The organism is Nocardia sp. NPDC050793 (assembly GCF_040654065.1).
Lineage (GTDB): Bacteria > Actinomycetota > Actinomycetes > Mycobacteriales > Mycobacteriaceae > Nocardia.
Genome location: NZ_JBFAHG010000024.1, coordinates 1 through 3,016 on the forward strand (window position 1 = coordinate 1; position 3,016 = coordinate 3,016).

Genomic DNA, 3,016 nt, shown 5'->3' on the forward strand with positions numbered 1-3,016 from the left:
GGATCTCCAGGCGTTTGCGCATGCGGATGTTCCGTTCGAGCGGATTGTCGAGGTGCTCAATCCTGAGCGTTCTACCGCACGGCATCCGCTGTTCCAGGTGGGGTTGTCGTTCCAGAACTTGGCGGAGACGAGTCTGGAGCTGCCGGGTTTGACGGTGTCGGGCGTGGATGCGCAGGTGCAGACGTCGCAGTTCGACCTGCATCTGGTCGCTGCGGACCGTTACGACGAGGACGGGTCTGCGGCGGGGATCGGTAATGTGCTGACGTTCGCGACGGATCTGTTCGACAGGTCGACGGTGGCGGGGATCGCGGAGCGGTTCGTGCGAGTGCTCGAGCAGATCGTCGCTGAGCCGGGGCGTGCGGTGGGGGACCTCGATATTCTCGGGGTCGAGGAGCGGAATCTGGTTCTGGAGGAGTGGAACCGCACGAGTCGCCCGCTGGGTGCGCCGGTGACGTTGGTGGATTTGTTCGACGCTCAGGTGTGTCGGGATCCTGCGGCGACTGCGATCGTTTTCGAGGGCGTGTCGCTGTCTTATCAGGAATTCGATTCCCGGGTGAACCGGCTTGCGCGTCATTTGATCTCTGTGGGTGTGGGGCCGGAATCGACTGTTGCGCTGGCGATGCGGCGGTCGGTGGAACTCTTGGTGGGTATGTATGCGGTGGCCAAGGCCGGTGGTGCGTATGTGCCACTCGATCCGGATCAGCCGGCGGAGCGCACGAACTATATTCTGTCGGTCGCGGCTCCTACGGTGGTGCTGACCACTGCGCGTGACGAGTTCGGTGTTCCGGAGGGCGTGGGGTCCGGGATCGTCGTCGTTCGCCTCGATACTGCGGACTTCGACGGGTACTCCGACTCGCCGGTCAGGGATGTCGATCGGCTTGCGCCGTTGCGGCCGGAGAATACGGCGTACGTCATTTTCACGTCGGGTTCGACGGGGCGGCCGAAGGGTGTGGCGGTGTCGCATTGTTCGGTGGTCAATCAGGTGTCGTGGCTGACAGCCGAATACTCGCTCACCCGAGATGATGTGGTGTTGCAGAAGACGCCGTTCACGTTCGATGTGTCGGTGTGGGAGCTGTTCGGCGGGTTGGCAGTGGGTGCGCGTGTGGTGATCGCGAGCCCCGACGGGCATCGGGATCCTGCGTATCTTGCTCGCGTGATCGGTGAGGAGCGGATTACTGCGACGTCGTTCGTGCCGTCGATGCTTGCGGTGTTCGCCGCTGTTGCCACGCGCGAGGAGTGTGCGTCGTTGCGTGTGGTTCTTGTGGCGGGTGAGGCGTTTCCTGCGGCTTTGGTCGATCAGTGTGCTGCTGTCGGTTTGCCGCGGTTGCACAACTTGTACGGTCCGACCGAGGCGACGGTGCATGTCACGGCGCGGCCGGTCGAGGTGGGTGTTTCGGGTGCGGTTCCGATCGGGGCACCGGTGTGGAATACCGGGGCCTATGTTTTGGACCAGCGGCTGGTGCCGGTACCCCTCGGAGTTGTCGGTGAGTTGTATCTGTCGGGTGTGCAGATCGCGAGGGGATATTTCGGGCGTGCAGCATTGTCGGCGGAGCGGTTTGTGGCGTCGCCGTTCGGGGTGGGTGAGCGTCTTTATCGCACGGGTGATCTGGTGCGGTGGAGTGCCGATGGTGAGTTGGTGTACATCGGGCGTACCGATTTTCAGGTGAAGTTGCGGGGGTTGCGGATCGAGCTCGGTGAGATCGAGGCGGCGTTGGTGTCGCACGATTCGGTCGCTCAGGCTGCGGTGGTGGTGTCGGCTTCGGGTGTGGGGGATCAGCTGGTGGGGTATGTGGTTCCTGTTGTGGGGGCCGCGGTGGATCGTGACGAGTTGGTGGGGTTCGTCTCGGGGTTGTTGCCGGCGTATATGGTGCCGTCGGTGTTGGTGGTGCTCGACGAGTTGCCGCTCAACAGCAGTGGGAAGCTCGATCGGAAAGCGTTGCCTTCCCCTGTCTTCGAAGCTCGGGAGTTCCGGGCGCCGCAGACAGCCGTCGAACAGGTTGTGGCGTCGGTGTTTTCGGAGGTGCTCGGGGTCGAGCGGGTGGGGCTCGATGATGATTTCTTCGGTTTGGGTGGTAACTCGCTGATCGCGACCCAGGTGGTGGCGCGTCTGGGTGCGGCGCTGGGTACTCGGGTGCCGGTGCGGGTGTTGTTCGAGGCGTCCACTGTCGGGGCACTTGCGGGGCGGGTGGAGCAGGTGTCCGGTGGGGGTGCCGGGGTTCCGTTGGTTGCGCGGGTGCGTCCGGCGCAGGTGCCGTTGTCGTTGGCGCAGCAGCGGATGTGGTTCCTGAATCGGTTGGATCCAGAATCTGCGGTCAACAACATCCCGGTGGCGATCAGGTTGTCGGGTTCGTTGGATGTCGATGCGTTGCAGGCGGCGGTGTCGGATGTGGTGGCGCGGCACGAGTCGTTGCGGACGGTGTATCCGGAGGTCGACGGGGTCGGTTTCCAGGAGATCCTGCCTGTATCGGAGGCGATCGTCGAGGTGCGTCCGGAAACCGTCGCGGCCGACGACGTCTTGGCGCGTGTCACGGAGGTTGTGACTACCGGTTTCGATGTGACACAGCAGGTTCCGATCAGGGTGCGGCTGCTGCAGATCACGCCGGACGAGCACATTCTGGTGGTGGTGGTTCATCACATCTCGGGTGACGGGTTCTCGATGGGGCCGTTGACTCGTGATGTGGTCACCGCGTATGCGGCGCGGGCTGCGGGCCGGAACCCGGAGTGGTCGGCGCTCGAGGTGCAGTACGCCGACTACACGTTGTGGCAGCGAGAGGTCCTCGGCGACGAGTCGGATCCGGAGTCGCTGCTCGCGCGGGAAACCGAGTTCTGGCGCACTGCTTTGGCGGATCTGCCGGAGGAGTCGACGTTGCCGTCCGACCGGCCCCGCCCGGTGGTGTCGAGTTACCAGGGTGCCTCGCACGGGTTCGTGATCGATGGTCGTGTTCGTGCCGGTGTAGCGGAGGTGGCACGACGCAGTGGCGCAACGGAATTCATGGTGGTGCATGCTGCGTTGGCG

1 protein-coding gene is annotated in these 3,016 nt (G+C 64.0%); it reads left to right on the forward strand.

The features are described 5' to 3' along the window. The coding region (locus tag AB0H50_RS35465) for an amino acid adenylation domain-containing protein (RefSeq protein ID WP_357461652.1) at positions 1 to 3,016 on the forward strand (3,016 nt) is incomplete at both ends.